The following is a 17,184-nucleotide window of genomic DNA, read 5'->3' on the forward strand; positions in this document are numbered from 1 at the left end:
CTTTAAAATACAAAACGCCCGATGAAGTACATCGAGCGTTTTAGTTAAAAAGTGTCAACCCATATCAGGACGGGTCACGCCGATCTTTTTAGCGTTTGAACGTTACTTGCTCTGCTTGTTCAAGATGAATATGAGTTGTCGCAGGCTGTGTTTCTGCGATCACTTTACCGTGACGAACAGAGTAGCGAACCGGCACTTGGCGACGTACTGCGTCAAAACCATTTTCTGCGGGAAGAATCAGTAAACTACCTGGTTTGCCTTCTTCAATGCCGTGCTTGTCTTGAATGTTCAGTGTACGTGCTGAATTGGTGCTGATCAGATCCAGTGAGTTGTTGATTTGGTCGTAACCCATCACCTGACACACGTGCAGACCCATATGCAGCACTTGCAGCATGTTTGCAGTGCCTAGTGGGTACCAAGGGTCAAATACATCATCGTGTCCAAAGCAGACGTTGATGTTGGCATTCAGCATCTCTTTCACTCGTGTTACGCCGCGACGTTTTGGGTAATCATCAAAACGGCCTTGTAAGTGAATGTTCACCAATGGATTTGCCACGAAGTTGATACCGGACATGCGTAATAAACGGAACAGGCGAGATGCGTATGCACCGTTGTAGGAACCCATCGCTGTGGTGTGACTGGCCGTGACTTTATTCCCCATATCAAACTTGTGCGCTAATGCTGCCAGTGTTTCAACGAAGCGAGATTGTTCGTCATCGATTTCATCACAATGCACGTCGATCAGGCGGTCGTATTTTTGCGCTAACTCGAATACGTAGTGCAGCGATTCAATGCCATATTCGCGTGTGAATTCAAAGTGTGGAATCGCGCCAATCACGTCCGCACCTAATTTGACGGCTTCTTCTAGCAGCTCTTTGCCATTTGGGTAAGAGAGAATTCCTTCCTGCGGGAAGGCGACAATTTGGATATCTACCCATTCTTTCATCTCTTCACGCACTTCTACCATCGCTTTTAGGGCAATTAGGGTAGGGTCTGAAACATCGACGTGGGTACGAACGTGTTGTACGCCGTTTGCTATCTGCCATTTTAAGGTTTGTTTTGCGCGCGCTTTCACGTCTTCAATCGACAGCATTTCTTTGCGCTCAGCCCAACGTTCAATACCCTCAAACAATGTGCCAGAGATGTTCCAGCTTGGCTCGCCTGCGGTTTGAGTTGTATCTAAGTGAATGTGTGGATCGCAGAAAGGCGCAACCGCCATACCGCCTTCAGCATCGATGATGTCACCGTTATGACTAAGCTCCACATCGTTGCTTTCAATGTGCTTGAATTGACCATCTTCAATCAAAATTTGCTGCAGACCTTCTTGTCCTTTTAGCGTTACGTTTTTGATCAGTAGTGTTGTCATGATGGTTCCTTACGCTGGCTGTGTAGCCAGTGCTTTTTTGTTAAGAATAGGATTAAGAATCAGGAAGCTAATTGCGCCGCCAAGTACAGCGTTAATCGGCACTACGCCAGGCAGGAAGTGTCCCGCACCAACGCCAATCACGACAGCGATAATGCCAGCCCAGTTAACGTTTTGGAATTGGGCGGCTTCAAAGTTTGCGTAGCGTTTACGGTTCGTGAAGAAGTCAGCGATGATCACACCGCCAATCGGTGGAATTGCCAAAGATAAGAAGGTCAGCCAGCCAACAAAGTTATTGTAGAGCCAGAGAGCGCAAAGTGTGCCAACAAGACCGTTCGCCATTGAGATGTATTTACTTGGTAAGCCTGTGATGTTGGAAAATCCAAGACCCGATGCGTAGAGCGCGTTGTCGTTGGTCGTCCAGATGTTCAAGCCAAGAACGATGATAGCTGGAATAAGAAGACCTTGCGCGATCATCACTTCAGAAATGTCTGATTGACCCGTCACCGACGCACCTGCCGCGCCAAAGATAAACATTAACGAGTTACCGATGAAAAATGCCACCATGGTGATCATCACGGCGCTGCGCGGCTTTTTACCAAAGCGTACGAAATCCGCCGTTAATGTACCAGCACTGACAAAAGAGCCGACAACCATCGCGAGAGCTATTGAAAAATCGAGTGGCTCGGTTGGTTGAACTTGTTGTAGTTCGCCAATACCACCAACGCTATTTACTGCCTCGATGACAGAGTAGCCGCCAAGTAGCGCAATGGCAGGAACGGCAATTGCTGACAACACCATCAGTGCGGAGATGCCAAAGTAAACGGTCGCGGTCATGAGCAAACCGGATACAAGGATCAACGTGTTGGTATCGATGCCCGTTGCTTTATGCACCGGAATCGCAAACATCGCGACACCAACTCCAAACCACCCAACTTGAGTACCGCCAAGAAGAGCGGAAGGAAGCCAAGAGCCTTTAGAACCAAAAGAGAAACGAGCAAGAAGGTGAGTAGAGAGACCAGTAGAAGCGCCGATGTAACCGAGGAAAGAAGTGTAAATACCGAGGATTAGGTTACCGATGAGAACAGCGAGGAAAAAATCATTGAAGGAGAGCCCAGTACCGAGAGAACCCCCAGTCCACATACTTGCGGAGAAAAAAGTGAGTCCTAACATCACCATTGTAAGTGATGCCACGCCTTTTCTGGCCGTGTTGGGAACTGGTCCAAGACTGTAATTATTGTCTCCAGCCATTATTACCTCCGCACATTGAAACATTAAATTATAGCACCTGATTTCAGGCAAACGGCGCGTATTATCGTGATGTAAATTTAATAGTCAATGATAAAATTGCAATTTAAACGTTTGCTTGATTTTTGTTGTGTATTTTTTCTTTTAATAACAATAGCTTGATTTTTAAATTCTAAAAGTGAAAAGTTTGGTTTTACGTGTTTTCTATGATTTATAGACAGATTTTCTATGTGAAGTTAATGTTTTGAATTGCTATTTGTTTTTATGGATTAAATTTATCTATAACTCTAAATTGTTCAGTCGATTTCTATGAAAAGAAAACGTTTTCATGATGAGGTTTTTGGTTTGGACGGTATTTGTTCTTTTCTTGGGTATGTTTTCTTGGTTTTATTTTATGTAGGTGATTTATTTTTGTTGAAGCTGACATTTCTAATGGTTTATTGGGCGAATATTTGAATTTTATAAACAGTAAACAATCTGTTGTGGGCAAGAAAAGTACAACCGAGCTCGGTCAGAGGATAAGAGGGCAATAGCCACATAAAAAAATAGCCAACCGCAAAGAGTGCGATTGGCTTATATACATGTGAACAAAATCAAGTTCACTAACAACGTCAGTTGGCTAGGTGACCCTCGGCTTAAGAAGGGTCGATTTATATAATGCAGTTACTGTGCCAACTTTAATATGCCCTAAAATACGTAGTTTCTGTGACATGCGTTGCTTAAAGTTTGAGTATGTTTGCAATTTGCAACTGCGTTATGCAATTTGACTCTATTATGCTAATGATTGATTAATAAACAATGAACCTTTTAAAGCATGACTAAACTCGCCGTTCCTAAAAAGGCGAAAAAACCAACTACATCTGTCACTGTTGTTAGAATCACCGAGCCAGCCAAAGCGGGGTCCAATTTAAACTTATCCAGAATAATGGGAATCAGCACACCAAATAAAGCTGCGGTAATAATATTGACGATAATGGCCAGCGCGATGGTTCCCCCAAGAACCGGAGATTGAAACCACAATCCGGCGAGCCCGCCGATGATTAACGCCCAAGCAATGCCGTTCAGAGAGCCAATACCCAACTCATTTTTCAAAAGCTTGAAGCGGTTACCTGGGGTGATCTGATTAAGCGCCATCGCACGAATCATTAGAGTGAGCGTTTGGCTGCCAGCAATGCCCCCCATGGATGCAACAATTGGCATGAGCACCGCCAAAGCCACCACCTGCGCAATTACATCTTCAAATAGTCCGATAGTGACAGAAGCCAAAATCGCAGTAAGCAAATTGATGCCTAACCAAACACCGCGCTTTTGCGAGCTTTTTAATACTGGCGCAAACAAGTCATCGCCTTCATCCATACCTGTACCCGCCATCAAACGTGCTTCGTAGATTTCACGCTGTGTACTCAATGCAAACTGCCAATCGACTTCACCGATCAGTGTTTGGTCTGCATCAGTTACAGGGAGAGCGGGCAGTGTGCTGTGTTCTAATGCCTCTACCGCTTCAGGAAGCATCATTTTACTGTCTAGCACCGTCACAGCCTCAATAATGAGTGTTTTTAAGCGAGTATCGGGGTCACCACGTAAGATATCGAAGTAGTTGACCGTTCCACGATACTGTTTATTACGATTAATCAGATACACCTGTTGAGGCGTGTCGTAGCTATAGCGCTCCATTAACTGCTTAGCTGTCCCAATCGTAATGTTGAAGGGCAGGGTGATGATCTTACGTTCAGCCCAGTGGCCGAGTTCTTCATCAGCATACTCGTTTGCTTGATCGTAAAGTTCCAACTCATCTTTTTCTATCAACGAGAGCGCTTCGCTGATGATCGACTCTGGCAACGAATCGGCCCATTCGATGAGCGACAAGTTGTCGAGTTTAGCGAGAGTTAGCTTTAGCTCGACTTCAGATAACGCGTTGATGATAGAGAAACGTACGTCCGCACGCATTTCCGTTAACACGTCGATATGTAGCTCTAGTGGTAAAGCTCGCCATAAGCGAACACGATCGTCGATTGGAAAGGCTTCTAGAATCAGGGCAACCGCGCCGGGCTCGAGGCCCGCTTCAATAGATTCATTGAGCGTTGCGACTTGATCCGCTTCTTCGGCTTGGCCAATTTGCTGGATTAGAGTGGAGAGATCTTGAAACTTGCTCACCGAGTACCCCGATAGTTAATTCGTTTTATGGAAGTATGGCATGTTATTGAGATGCACAACTATGCATCTTAACCTTGCTCAAGGTACTTGAAAGTAACAGAAAAACAATAGGCTATTCGCTGTTGATGGTGAGATATGGCTGTACCAATTGGCGAATGTTCACTTTTGCGCCAATACGGGCTGCCAGCAAGTACATTCCGCCGATTTTTCTGTGTAAAAATAGGGCATCTGCTGGTGGAGTATGCCAGTATTCTTGTTCCATGCTCAAAATAGTGCCAGCTTCGCGAAGCTTTTGTGCTAAGCCGCTGGCTTTAAAGTCATAAGGCTCATCAACTAACATTGGTTCACATGCCATTTTCACTAGATCGAGAATCGCTTGGCGCTGGTCTGGAAGGATGGTTTGGCTGAAGAAGCCTATTTGTTCAAGCGCATCATTTAAGCCTTGTTCGTCATTATTCACGACAGACGCAAAAGCTTGGCGATAGCCGGTACTGAACCGTTCGCTGTATTCGCGGGTCGCCCCGAAATCTAGCAAGCCGATTTGACGAGTGTTTTCGATATATAAGTAGTTGGCGAAGTTTGGGTCGGTTTGTACCATCTTAAATTCGAACAGCTCTCGAAACAGTAATTCGAGTAGGCTGTGCATGACAAAATCTCGCGTACTCTGATCATAATGTTCGATTTGCTCAATCGGACTGCCATCAATGAATTCCATCGCGAGAACGGAGTCTGAGCAACTTTCAGTATGAATCTTGGGCACCACAAAATGAGGGTGCTCCTTCAAAGCGTCATGATAACGAATGGCAAATTGTGCCTCTCGTGCGTAATCGGCCTCGTCATGTAGCTGCTTTTTCGCTTCTTCGAGCAATCCTTTGTAGTCGACAGACTCGGGAATCAACCCAACGACCTTGAGCAGTGTACCGACATTATCGACGTCGCTATCGATACTTTTCCGTATGCCCGGATATTGCACTTTGACGGCTAGGTTATCGCCCGCATCGCTGTAAGCTTGGTGCACTTGTCCTATTGATGCACTGGCGATTGGTTTGAAGTTAAATGACAGAAACTCAGCTTTCCAATTCGTTCCTAGCGAACTTTCCATTACTGCGTTGAGTTGTTTTGCAGGCATTGGGTCTGCGTCGGAACGAAGACGGGAAAGAATATCGGCAAGTTCAGGTTCTAAAACATCACCAGCATCCATTGATAGCATTTGACCAAGCTTCATTGCAGCGCCACGCAGGTGAGCAAGTTGGTCAGTTAAGCGCGCGATGTTCTGTGGCGTCAGCAAGAGGTCTTTCGCTTTTGGTTTGTTGCCTTTGGTTATCTGTTTCGTGCCTTCTGCAATCACATTGCCTGCGACACGGGTAGCAAGTGAAGCGAACTTGCTGAATCTTGAGATGCGATGGGTAGGTAGGCTTCTTTCCTTTGCCGACATAAATCTTCTCCGCTATTTACTAACTAATTGTTATACGGGAAAAGGATATGTTTGGATACAAATGAAAAGAAAACCGCCAGCGTAACTGGCGGTTTGCGAGTTTAGATAGAGTAGAAGAAGTACAGTTGAGACTTCATTCGGATGATGATCCCGCGAATCACATCTAAGAAGGCCATGAAGCCTATCGGTTTTTCACCGCTGACCCATGCGAGGCCAACAGAGCCAACAGGGATGTCGTAGCCTTCTGGCTCATCAATCTTAAGACGAACAAAGTGGTGTTTGTTCTGTAAGTTCTTTCCAGTGGTGACACGTACGGAATCATCGAAACCCAGTAGATTACCTTGTGACTCACCTGTTGCTTCAACAATGCCTTCGACGGTCGCTGAGAAGATCTTACCTGGGTAAACGGACGAAGAGAATTCCGCTGGCTGACCCGGTTTGATGTTACGAATCGCCTGGTGGTTGACTCGCATCAGCACGTACTTCTCGTTAGTGTACATGTTGATACGCGGCATCATCGATACACGCTGACCTTCACGCAGGATAAAGTTGGTGACAAAGCCATCTGTTGGGGCATGAACTTTTGTGCTATTCAAATCCCATTGCGCTTTTGCAATTTGCTCTTCAGCTTGGCGCAGTTCAGCTTGTTTAGTTTCAACTGCAAGTTCCGCTTTATGAATCGCCAGTTTTGCACGGGAAATATCGACTTGTTTCTTCTTGATTTGAGACTCAAGGGTCAACACGTTGTGACGTGCCATATCAACCGCACTCGATTGTTTGTCGATATCGCTTTCCGTGATGGTGTTGTGCACTACTCGGTTTTGCTCAACATAACGATCTAGCATTTTTTTCTGCAATTTGTAGTCAACTTTCGCCGCTTCCAACTGGCTCTTTGATGTTTCTAGATCTTGCACTAGCGCTTCGTGGTTAGCTTCTTCAATCTCGATGTCGCCTTTTGCTGTAGCTAATGCAACGCGAGCAGAATCAGCGGATACGTTCGCTTGATTTAATGCGATTTTGTATTGCGTTGGGTCAAGTTCATAAATGAGCTGACCTTCTTTAACTTGCTGATTCGGCTCAATGTAAATGTGGTCAACTTTACCTTTTACATTGGTTGAATCTGGACGCAATTGGATGTGTGGTGACTGCACGACAGAACCGCCGGATAAATCCATCGGGGTGAAGTTAATCAAACCTACCCAGACGAACATTAGCCAACCCAAGCCGCCAAGATAAGCGAACGATTTGGTTGCTTTGTTCCAAGGCATGCCAACCAAACGCAACAGATAGATGAAGAGTGCCCATACCGCTAAACCTTCTAACATTATGCTTCCTCTTTTGGCTGTGTTTCTGTTTGCGGTTTACTTTTCCATGTATCACGCAGATTGATGATGGCTTTTTCCATATCAACGAATGCAAAGATCACGGCTAGCACCCAAACCCAGTGCCAGACAAACCCTATCCAGGTCAGCGCAGTGATGAGCCCTATCTGATGATGGTCTTTGCTGTGTGCTTTATTGATAGGTAATTCATGGATTTTCCAAAAGCCGTAACACGCGCCCGCGACACTCGCGATTAAAACGACAGCAGCGACAACATGTAACGCCGTATCTGCGCCTGTACCGACAAATGGGACACTCAGTAAACTCATTAAACACTCCTCTATCAAACTGTTGGCGTATTGTGATCTGAATTTGATTCGCGGCTTTCTTTGTGACAGATTCAATCACTATAGGATTAAATTTGATGTGATTGGTTATGAAAACGGTTCGGTTTATTCGTGCGATGGGCATTCTAAACATGCATAACCTCGCGTTATCTAAATACAATTTGGACTCGGATGAGTTAGGGATCCCAGCATCGGTGTTTCGCAACCCAATGACACTGATCCCGCTAAAAGCCGTTGCGGAATGGTACCGTTGTGTTGAACAAGCCAGTGGTGACCCGGATGTGGTGTTGAGTCTCAGCCGAGGTATTGAACTGCAAAAGCTAGGGCCAGTGGGACGCTGGTTATTCTCCGGCAATGATTTAGCCAGTACCATTCGGCGAGTGAATTATGGTGTGAGCAACCTACAATCAGGGGCGTTTTTTGCTGGCGAACAGTCGGGTAAAATCATCAAATGGACTTACCACAACCCGTTTATAGAAACGTCAGTAAAGGTGCACGATAGTATCCGCTGTGCGGTATTTATGATTAAGGTGTTACGCGAATTTCTTGGCAAAGATTACCAGCCTTTACGTGTCAAGGTTTCAGGCTCGAGAAAAAATACTGAGCGATACCGGGAATATTTCGGCTGCGAGGTGGAATGGAGTCAGCCAAAAACAGAGATATGGATCCCGGGAGATGACCGACTAGCTTCTCGCCAAGTGAGCCATCGAGAAGACAGCCGTCTAGCGATGAGTTTTTCCGATTTGGATGATTTGCTTAATATGCCCGACCCAGAAGATGAGTTGAAAGTGATTTATGAAGTGGTGAATTACAGCAGCCATTATGGATTGCCAACGTTAGAGCGCGTGTCTTCTCTGCTTGATTTATCTGAACAGCAGTTTCAACGTCGTTTGCATAAATTAGGACTCAATTTTTCGACGGTTTCTGGCTATGTATTGAGTAATATTGCAGCTGGTTTGTTGAGTAAGCGCGTGAGTATTGATGACATTGCCACGCGCCTTGGTTATACCAATGTGGCGAGCTTCAATCGTATGTTTAAGAAACATCGTGGATTAACGCCCAAGCAGTATACGGGAAGATTAGAGAAGTAGTGCTCCACTTATCTCTATGAGTACAAGCAATAAAAGCCCTCAAAAAAGTAGAGGGCTTTGTTTTTTTGTGTGTTGTTGTTTTATGTAATGGCTATTTTTTAGGGCGCCAACTTAGTGCACTTGCAACAGCGCCGATGGCAATTACATCCTTTTTTTGTTCGCTAAGTTCAGGGAGCATCTGTACCGCAATGGTACCGTTCGTCTGCACAGCGGCAATTTCTTGTGTGCCTTCCTTAAAGCTATAACCCAATGGAATGTCTACCGCCATCATGGCGTCAGGACTAGTATGTACAGTTTCTACATTAAAGTGGGTGCTACCAATACGCACTACGCCTGTCTCTTTTTTCTCAAAGCTGATGTCGATGAGAGCGGATTTTGGCTCCATCGCAAACTCACCGACTTTTTTACCATCTTGAGTAATGTCACAGGTGTAAGGATCATTCCCACCAAAATCGACGCCCATGTAGTTAACCGACATACCGCCTCCGGTGCAGTTCAAAAGCCAAGTTTCCCCGCTGTCGATACGAGTCACTTCTGCGCCCATTGAACCTTCTTTGAAAGAGATACGGTTAAACCAACTTGAGTTAGAAGCACTGCGTGAATACTTGCCTTTGTACTTACCAGCAAAATCAAAATGGCCATCTGCACCGAATCCCCAAAAATCACCGTCGGTTTTGATCAGCATTTCTGGTTGTGCTTTTACGGCATCAGTACGATCCATGACGGCTAGGCCACCACAACCAACAAGGAGCAAGGGAGCGAATAGAATAAGTTTCTTCATGTTTTTCATTGTTTATAGCTTGGTTACATCTAGGGTTTGGTCGGTGAATTGGATGTTCTGAATGTCGTACAACTCGTCAGTGCCTGTATTTGGGCACTCAACAGAAACACTCTTTGCTTTGATAACAGTACATTCCGCCAGTTTGTGTGGCACGATATAGGTGTTGATACCGCCTTCACCATAAATGCTGTTGTCTTTGCTGTTGCCTTCAAAAGTATTGTTTTGATCATTACCGATCACATTCATCGCGTCGTCGCCAATGATCTTCACTTTTGTTAGCCACTGAGATTTGTAGGTGTACGCTTCTATCAAACCGTCTTTGTTGGGAGCCATACGGAAGGTAGGTACTGTGCCTGGATTTGTCTTTTCTGTGTAGAGCTTGACGCCCGCAGAGTCGATATTCGCGGTATATTGCAAGTATCCGTGGAATAAGCCACTGATCCAATCAACGGCTTGTGGATCTTGGGTTTGCATTTCTTCACGCGTTAACGCTTGGTAGCCATCTAAACCATGTCCGTTTGCTTTTGCTACACCCATGTAAGCTTCAAAAGCGGCAGCAAAATATTCGTGAGAATATGAAGGGCCCGTTTGTTTCACACTTTCAGGATCGAAGTCGTCCGATTTCCAATCGTCCCAGTCATACTGAGTAGGGCGCCACACCGTCGGTTTGCCCGATTGAATATCGTTATAGATGCTTAACGCATGAGCTTGAATGTCATTTTGCAGTGCCGCAGTCGCCGTGTTAGGTGCAATACCTTGCGCTTGGACCAAGTGTAAAATTTCTTCAAAAGCGGCGTCTCGTTCGGCTTTTTTACCAAGATTGGCGCAGTAATCGGCAAAATTACTCATGTAATGGCAATCGCCTTCAACTGTCAGTTCTCGATACATTAAAGATTGGCTATTCCTTAGCCAGTTTGGTGTTTCTTTACTAGTTACTAATGTTGACGCGATAGATGTGACAAGTGTATCCATATCATCTTCGTTAAGTACCATCATGCTTACAACAAACTTTTCTAGAGAACTCGTATCAAAAGAGTGTGCTAAGCCCGAGTTTGTAACTGCATCGTTCAATTTGTCTTGGCGAATCAGTTCGTTGATAAAGATTTTGGTTAACATCTCATCATTCTGTTCGTCGTTTTCGGTCAGCATTAGTGTGGCATCACGCTTGGCTAATGTCTTAGCGATACGAGACTTGTCAGCACCGTACTTAGAGTCTGGTTGGTTTGTTAGAAGGTGTTGGATGATTTTGGCTGCACGAAAGATTTTTTCATTATTCGCACCGTCATCAACAGCCACAATGTGAAATGTATCGTTGTTGTTTGCTTCGGAAAGGGAGATTTTCACATAGTGGGTGAAGCCAGCATCAGCAGCCACTTTTAACTTGGCTGGAAACTCTGTAGAAACGACAGTTGGGATTGTAACAGTGCTCAATGTTGGCATTGGTGGTGTTGGAGGTGTCGTTGTCGATGGTTTCGGATTAGATTCACTGCCGCCACAAGCAGTTAGACTTATCGCGCAAAATATGGCTAAAGGTGTTAATTTGGAATATCTCATTTCATGTTACTCGTAGACTTTATTAGAGCAAGAAACTTAGAAGCAACATAAAGTCCTGTCTATATAAGCAAACTAAGTCATATATGTTGATATTGTTTTTTGGTAAGACCTATTATTCGATATGTTTAAAAATATAGTAGATTTTTATTCCGAATTTTATTTTCTATGTGAAGCTATATTCTGATAATAAATGAAACATCAGGTTATTGCATGGTTTAAGGGGTATAGAATGATTAGGGTTATCGTATATGTATGGTTTGTAAGCGTATGTAAGCCTGCGTTTTATTAAAATTATCATTTAAGTAGGTTGCGCAGTATAGGACGAGCGATATACTCCCTCCATCATATTGGTGGAGTAAATGATTCATGGTGGGTAATACAATCTTACTGGTAGAAGACGACTCAGAGATTGCTCGATTAACCAAAATGTACCTCGAAGCCGAAGGGTATACGGTAACTGTCATCGATAACGGTCAAAATGCATTAGAAACGATTAAGGGGCTCAAGCCGGACCTAGTACTGTTAGATTTGATGTTACCAGGAAAAAATGGCGCAGAAATATGCCAAGAGGCGCGTAAGTTTTATCATGGTATTATCATTGTTTTGACTGCGACCGATGATGAAATGAGCGAGGTGAGCTTATTTAAGTTTGGTGCTGATGATTACCTTACCAAACCGATAAAAGGCAATATCCTTCTCGCCCGTATTGAAGCAGCGTTGCGTCGCTATTGTCGTCAAGTTGATATCGTTGAAGAAGAAAAGCTGAGCCGATATGGCATTAGTCTTTGTCTTCGTCGCTCCCAGGCATTTTATTTGCAAAAAGATATTGGTTTAACGAGTTCTGAGTTTGAAATTTTAGAGCTCCTGATGCTGAATGTCGATAAGCCAGTATCTCGTGAATCATGTTGCCGTCTTGCCCGAGGCATTGAATACTGTATTACTGATCGTTCGATTGATATGCGTATATCCTCGCTAAGGAAGAAATTCTCCAAGGCTCATATCCATACGGCTACCATTAAAACCATACGTCACCACGGCTACATGCTGACAGGTAAATGACGCATGTTTTCCCTGTTTACTCGTCTATATGTGGGGTTAGTAACTGGCCTTGCGCTGACTGTTGCTTTGTTTCTCTTTATGGGGGAAGAGTACATGCGCAAAACAGAAGTCGGTGTTTTTTTGAGTGACGGTGCTTATTTTGTCGGTCAATACATTGAGCAACGAGGCACTCCGGATTCTCTCTACAAGAAGTTAACCGAAAACGGCAAGCAAGATTTCTTTATCTTTGATTTAACATTGGTTGAAAACTGGGACGGATCACCGCCTTGTCGAGATTGTAATCTGCTGTACCGTATGCAAGGGATACCTGTTTATCTTATTGATGGCAGTACCTATGCTGCGGTATTCCCTTTGCCTAACACTTCGAAGAGTTTAGTTTTCAAAGAAAAAACGGATTTCTTTAGCCCACACGTTGATTGGAATGAAGATTCTGAGATTGTATTTATACTTACTCTACTTTTGGTTGTTGTATGCAGTTTAGGCATTATGGTTTACATACCTGTACGACGTCTTGACCGCCAAATTCGGCAACTAACGGCTGCGCAACAACAATTTGGTTCTGGTGAGTTGAATACGCGAGTCGAGCTAAAGCAATTTTCGCAACCCGTGAAAGAGCTCGCCCAAGGCTTCAACTGCATGTCTGAAGAGATTGAGAGACGAGTACGCCAAACACACATCTTTACTCAAGCTATTCCTCATGAAGTGCGCACTCCGCTGAGTCGTATTCAGCTAGCGACGGATTTAGCTCGACGCACGAGTGGTGAAATGCAGGCAGAGTTACATGACGATATTGAACGATACGTTGATGTAGTGACGGATTTAACATCCGACATTGTCATGCTGTCTCGCTTGAGTGTGAAAAACCATTCTTTGAGCGATTCTGTTGAAACCATGGAACTGCCTCTTTGGTGTAAAAGCCGCATGAATTACCTAGGCTTAGAGTCCGCCATGTTGAGAGCAGAAAAGGAACTCGCGAACCAATTGATTCACTTTCAGCCTACTTTGGGTAACCTCGTCCTCGATAATTTATTGCAAAACGCCAAGCGTTACGGTGAATCCTGCGTTGAGGTGACGATTCGAATGGCAGCGGATTGCTGGAGCATCGATATTGAGGACGATGGTCCGGGCATACCTGAAGCGATGCGAGAAGAAGTATTTATGCCATTTTCACGTTTAGATAAAAGCCGCAACGCCGACGTGAAAGGCTTTGGTTTAGGGCTTGCTATCGCTACCAGTGCAGCGCGGCAACTGGGTTGGGAGCTTTCCGTCGGCGAGAGTCACTTAGGCGGCGCACGTTTTACGGTGCTTATTCCTGCCAACGATTAGAGTAGGCACTGCGGTAGTCTGGTTCAGCGATACCTTCATACAAATCTCCACAAGCTTGCAGCGGACCTACGACGGTTCGGTAGGGTAGGACACCTGCCCAAACAGGAATGTCCATGTCTTCTGCGTCGTCGTTGACGCCAAAATTGCTGATTTTCACTGATGCCTCCGTGAGCGGGATACGCAGTAGCATGGTGGCTTTGAGTTCTTTTTCATTACTCAAACGGACTTGTTCTGTTCTCCCCGGAGCGATCTGTTCAATAAAGTGATTCAGCAACCTGTCTTTCTCTTGGTTATCTTCCACCACCTCAAACTGGCCAAAGACCACAGCACTGCGATAATGCGCACTGTGGTGAAACGCACTTCGAGCCAATACCCAACCATCAAACAAAGTAAAGGTTAAGCACGTTTGCACTCCTTGTTTGAGTGAGCGTAACAGTCGACTGTTGTTGGCACCATGGATATACACGTAATCATCGACACGCCATGCCAGCATAGGGATGACCACAGGGCCTGACTCGTTGGTTATCGCAATATGAGCGATTAGGCTTTCATCTATGATGGCGTGCAGTTTGCTTACATCAGAGACGGCTTTATGTGCGCCTTTCTTAATTTCCGTTCTATTGGTGTTGGATAGCATTTTCTCTCCTTGTTTGCTCACGATTACGAGCGATTGATCCTCATTCTTTGATTGCAATGTAGCGTTTAACTGGTAGCTTAAAGAGAGCCACTTTTAACTAATGGATGGATCCAGTTTGTCTTTGATTGATATCGGTGACCTGCATTTAAAAGACACTGATGGAACGCGTCAGCAAGCGTTGTTTTTTGCTATTCGCAAGAAAATTGTTCAAGGACTGTGGATGAAGAATGGGAAGCTGCCTTCTACGCGGAAGCTTTCACAAGAGCTTAATCTAAGTAGGAATACCGTGATTTCTGCCTACGAACAGTTAGTGGCGGAAGGGTACTTGAACAGCCAAAAAGGTTCTGGTTTTTATGTTGCCGTAGAACTGCCAGAGCAGTACTTGCCTGAACCTAGTTCAGTTCAGAGAGACTCATCACCGAAAGCTCACTTTGATATCAACCGCGCATTTGCACCGGGTGTGCCGGATTTGGACGCATTTCCGATGGCGCAATGGCAAAAGTTACTCACTCGCCATATGTCTCGTACTTGCTTGTTGGGGAATCAAGATATTCAGGGTAGTTGGGCATTGCGCTGTGCTTTAGCTGACTACCTCGCATCAAGCCGTTCAGTGAATTGTTCTCCAGAGCGCATCATTATTACCTCTGGGGCGCAGCAAGCGTTGTCGATTGCGACGATGGTAGTGCTCAAACAAGGTGATAAGGTTCTGATGGAGCAACCAGGTTACGCGCAAATGCGGAAGTTGATTCAATTCCAGCAGTATCAATTTGAGCCTTTATTCGTCCGAGAGAAACTAGGCTTTGATGTGGAAGCTGTGACCACAAGCGATGCCGATGCCCTGTATATCACCCCAAGCAATCAATATCCGATGGGCACCACACTCAATACTGAGCAAAGAGGGAAGATCATCAACTGGGCAGTCGAACAGTCACGTTGGATCATCGAAGACGATTATGACAGCGAATTCCAGTTTGCTCATCGTCCCTATACCAGCTTACAGGGGCTAGCGGCTCAAATGGGTCGAGATGATCGTGTGTTGTATGTGGGTTCCTTCAGTAAAGTGATGTTTAACGGATTGCGGCTTGGCTACCTTGTAGTTCCTGAACGTTTAGTAGAGCAATGTTTAGTGGTTAAGGATGCGTTAAGTGGTGATTCGCCGACGCATACACAAGAAGCATTGGCAGATTTTATTACTGAAGGTGGGTTATTACGTCATATTCGAAAAATGCGTCGACTGTACAAAACTAAGCATGAACAGATGCATGTATCCATTCAACAGCATTTTGACGACCGTGTTTGCGTCGTTAGCCAAGCGGCGGGGCTTCATATTACGTTGAAATGGCAAGACGGTATGGATGAGCAGCGTTTTACAAAACTAGCAGAGCATGAAGGGATCATCTTGCGACCTTTGAACTATTATGAACACCCAGATTTTCAAGCACGTCACTGGCATGGTGCCGTGCTTGGTTACGGCAATATCGCGTTAGAGAACATAGACGCTGGTATCCAACGTTTAGCTCACATATTTCGAAATGGGACGCGATGACTATTCAACTACACGTGTTTGTCGCTTATGTCGCCACTGTTTCCAAGGCAGTAAAAGTAGAGTAAAAATGCCAAGTGCATAAAACATTGACCAGCCTAAACATATAAAAACACCGGTACAAAGCAGTAGAGAAAGTCCCGCAAGCGCTTTACCAAATCCTCGAAGCAATTTGAAAGCGGCTAACATCGCCAACATGTAAACCAGAACGAATACACTGTTTGCGAGTTTTAGGAAAAACTCCAGATCGAGCTGTGATAGGGTTCCTATCACACAAGATATCAATAATATACCGCCAACTAATATGGTGGCTGAGAAAGGGACACCACGACGTGAAATCTTGGCTAGTGGACTAGAAGGACGATGTTCCCGAGCTTGAGCCCAGACCATTCGCGCTAGGCTCTGTGTGTATAAGTTAACGCTCGCGAAACAAGCGGAGAAACCTATCAAGCTGATTATCCATTTGGCTCCATCGCCTAGTAGTTGGGCACTAAGCCAGGGGATGGATGCGTTATCAAATTGAGCGTTACCATACGCGCCAAATTTTAAAATAACGACAGAGCATGCCCAATAGGTAGCCCCTGCTACAAAACAACCGACCACAATGGCAATAGGGAAATCTCTTTGAGGGTTTTTGAACTCTTCCCCCATATGGGCAAAAGCCTCTATGCCAACAAAACACCAGAACATCACGCCTAACGCTGCGGTAATAGGCCAAATTGACTCTTGTGTGATGGCGGGCATCACAAGATCGGCGTTGTTAACGTCGCCTTTCCATAAAAATGCGCCAACAAGTGCGAAGACACTCAAAGCAATAAGAGTTTGTAAATGACCTGATGATTTTGTGCCCATCAAGTTGACGAACACAAGAAGTACTACCGTGAGAACTTGTGCAAACAGATTGTTGCTAATAGGCTCTGGCAATATTTGTTGTAGGAAGCCTGCGGCGAGTGCAATCGCGGCCGGAACCCCTACCGGAATGACACTAACAAATAGCCAAGCGACACTACTTTCCAGTTTGGCGTTAAAGGCTTTGCGTACAAAAAAGGCTGTTCCGCCCGCGTTGGGGTATCGTTTACCCAGTTGAGCAAAAGTCAGCGCAATAGGACAAATCGCGATGAACAATAAAATCCAAGCCCATAGTGAAAAATGGCCAGCTATACCTGCTGCGATAGCCGGGATCATAAACAGCCCCGTTCCCATTAATGTGGTGGATAACTGTGCGATACCTGATGTGAGTGAAATGTCTTTTTTGAGCTCTTCCATGCGAATTGATTCATCCAATGTTATGAGGGTTATTGCGAAAAAGCTTGTGGCTTCTGGT

Annotated in this window: 15 protein-coding genes; 5 read left to right on the forward strand and 10 right to left on the reverse strand. The window is 45.0% G+C overall.

The genetic code is table 11. The features are described 5' to 3' along the window. Positions 1–88 precede the first annotated feature (88 nt). The 4 genes from R7Q47_RS06485 to R7Q47_RS06500 all read right to left on the reverse strand — a co-directional run bounded on the left by R7Q47_RS06485 (position 89) and on the right by R7Q47_RS06500 (position 6,200). Complete coding sequence (locus R7Q47_RS06485) at positions 89–1,366, reverse strand: cytosine deaminase (protein WP_318088743.1); 1,278 nt, start codon at positions 1,364–1,366, stop codon at positions 89–91. A gap of 9 nt (positions 1,367–1,375) precedes the next feature. Then, entirely contained in the window at positions 1,376–2,614 is a 1,239-nt protein-coding gene (gene codB, locus R7Q47_RS06490; RefSeq protein ID WP_047101164.1) for a cytosine permease, read from the reverse strand. A gap of 804 nt (positions 2,615–3,418) precedes the next feature. Beyond that, on the reverse strand, positions 3,419–4,765 hold the full coding sequence (locus R7Q47_RS06495) for a magnesium transporter (protein ID WP_186585461.1): 1,347 nt from the start codon (positions 4,763–4,765) through the stop codon (positions 3,419–3,421). 112 nt (positions 4,766–4,877) lie between these two features. Further along, positions 4,878–6,200 carry an ABC1 kinase family protein gene (locus R7Q47_RS06500; RefSeq protein ID WP_248486481.1) on the reverse strand — a complete coding sequence of 441 codons (1,323 nt, stop codon included), beginning with the start codon at positions 6,198–6,200 and terminating at the stop codon, positions 4,878–4,880. Here R7Q47_RS06500 and R7Q47_RS26880 point away from each other — a divergent pair. Then, on the forward strand, positions 6,148–6,285 hold the full coding sequence (locus R7Q47_RS26880; RefSeq protein ID WP_411912869.1) for a hypothetical protein: 138 nt from the start codon (positions 6,148–6,150) through the stop codon (positions 6,283–6,285). The genes R7Q47_RS06500 and R7Q47_RS26880 overlap by 53 nt on opposite strands. 16 nt (positions 6,286–6,301) lie before the next feature. Here R7Q47_RS26880 and R7Q47_RS06505 read toward each other — a convergent pair whose 3' ends face one another. Then, positions 6,302–7,525 carry an HlyD family secretion protein gene (locus R7Q47_RS06505; protein WP_054577755.1) on the reverse strand — a complete coding sequence of 408 codons (1,224 nt, stop codon included), beginning with the start codon at positions 7,523–7,525 and terminating at the stop codon, positions 6,302–6,304. Beyond that, positions 7,525–7,851 (reverse strand): MFS transporter, encoded by a 327-nt coding sequence (locus R7Q47_RS06510; protein WP_017635162.1) that lies wholly within the window; start codon positions 7,849–7,851, stop codon positions 7,525–7,527. The genes R7Q47_RS06505 and R7Q47_RS06510 overlap by 1 nt, the downstream gene beginning before the upstream one ends. Positions 7,852–7,958: 107 nt before the next feature. Between R7Q47_RS06510 and R7Q47_RS06515 the strand changes: the two genes are divergently transcribed. Beyond that, positions 7,959–8,960, forward strand: a complete 1,002-nt coding sequence (locus R7Q47_RS06515; RefSeq protein ID WP_053304538.1) for an AraC family transcriptional regulator — start codon at positions 7,959–7,961, stop codon at positions 8,958–8,960. A 91-nt stretch (positions 8,961–9,051) separates the two neighbouring features. Here R7Q47_RS06515 and R7Q47_RS06520 read toward each other — a convergent pair whose 3' ends face one another. Both R7Q47_RS06520 and R7Q47_RS06525 read right to left on the reverse strand, forming a co-directional pair. Continuing rightward, positions 9,052–9,741: a hypothetical protein gene (locus tag R7Q47_RS06520; RefSeq protein WP_080276951.1), complete on the reverse strand. Its 690-nt coding sequence runs from the start codon at positions 9,739–9,741 to the stop codon at positions 9,052–9,054. 12 nt (positions 9,742–9,753) lie between these two features. After that, on the reverse strand, positions 9,754–11,295 hold the full coding sequence (locus R7Q47_RS06525; protein ID WP_248486479.1) for a hypothetical protein: 1,542 nt from the start codon (positions 11,293–11,295) through the stop codon (positions 9,754–9,756). Between the two features lie 366 nt (positions 11,296–11,661). On the opposite strand from R7Q47_RS06525, the gene R7Q47_RS06530 reads away from it, so the two are divergent. Continuing rightward, a complete protein-coding gene (locus R7Q47_RS06530; protein ID WP_005373624.1) occupies positions 11,662–12,354 on the forward strand; it encodes a response regulator transcription factor in 693 nt (230 codons plus the stop codon). A 3-nt stretch (positions 12,355–12,357) separates the two neighbouring features. Beyond that, positions 12,358–13,680 (forward strand): ATP-binding protein, encoded by a 1,323-nt coding sequence (locus R7Q47_RS06535; protein ID WP_248486476.1) that lies wholly within the window; start codon positions 12,358–12,360, stop codon positions 13,678–13,680. Here the strand turns inward: R7Q47_RS06535 and R7Q47_RS06540 are convergent. Next, positions 13,661–14,317, reverse strand: a complete 657-nt coding sequence (locus R7Q47_RS06540) for a pyridoxamine 5'-phosphate oxidase family protein (RefSeq protein ID WP_248486474.1) — start codon at positions 14,315–14,317, stop codon at positions 13,661–13,663. The two genes, R7Q47_RS06535 and R7Q47_RS06540, sit on opposite strands and share 20 nt — an antisense overlap. Positions 14,318–14,417: 100 nt before the next feature. Between R7Q47_RS06540 and R7Q47_RS06545 the strand changes: the two genes are divergently transcribed. Further along, positions 14,418–15,863, forward strand: coding sequence for a PLP-dependent aminotransferase family protein (locus R7Q47_RS06545; RefSeq protein WP_318088748.1), 1,446 nt, complete (start codon positions 14,418–14,420; stop codon positions 15,861–15,863). Here the strand turns inward: R7Q47_RS06545 and yjeH are convergent, their stop codons facing one another. Continuing rightward, the gene (yjeH, locus tag R7Q47_RS06550; RefSeq protein WP_248486470.1) at positions 15,864–17,126 is read right to left on the reverse strand and encodes an L-methionine/branched-chain amino acid transporter; all 1,263 of its coding nucleotides are present in this window, start codon (positions 17,124–17,126) and stop codon (positions 15,864–15,866) included. Positions 17,127–17,184 lie beyond the last annotated feature (58 nt).

Source organism: Vibrio sp. Vb0349 (assembly GCF_033338975.1).